The 578-nt window shown below is 77.5% G+C and carries 1 protein-coding gene; it reads right to left on the bottom strand.

Annotated features, from left to right (window positions below; all coding sequences use genetic code 11):
• On the bottom strand, nt 1-578 hold a 578-nt coding region (locus tag ACYVE9_RS30275), incomplete at both ends, for a bifunctional adenosylcobinamide kinase/adenosylcobinamide-phosphate guanylyltransferase (RefSeq protein WP_461031050.1).

Below are 578 nucleotides of genomic sequence, written 5' to 3'. Positions count from 1 at the left end.
CGCACTCCGCCGCGACGGCCGCGTTCAGCCGGCCCAGCTCGTCGCGGAACCGGCGACCCGCCGCGGAGGCCGGCACCACACCGGAGCCGACCTCGTTGCTGACCGCGACCACCGTGCGCCGGGTCTCCCGCACCGCGGCGACCAGCTCGCCGGTCCGCGCCGCGAGCTTGCGGGCGCCGCCGTTCGCCCACACCTCGTCCGACCAGGCGTCCACCGCGTCCATGGCGTCGGTCAGCCACAGGGCAAGGCAGTCGACCAGCATCGGCGGCCCGTCGGAGTCGGCGAGCAGCGGCACCAGATCGCAGGTCTCCGCGGTACGCCAACCGGGTGGCCGCCGCTCGCGGTGCGCGCTGACGCGCTCCGCCCACTCCCGGTCGCCGTGCCGGTCGCCACCGGTCGCCACGTACAGCACGTCGGGGAACGCCGCCAGCCGCCGTTCCGCCTCCCCGGACTTGCCGGACCTGGCGCCACCGAGCACCAGCGTGCGGCGGGGCACGTCCGGAACCCGGCGGTAGTCGCCGACGGCCAGCGTGGTGCCGTCCGGCACGGCGCGGGCACCGAGGGACGCCAGCCGGCGG

Source organism: Streptomyces sparsus, assembly GCF_054776295.1.
Note: the sequence above shows the minus strand (reverse complement) of the source record. Positions and strands in the feature narration are given on the sequence as shown.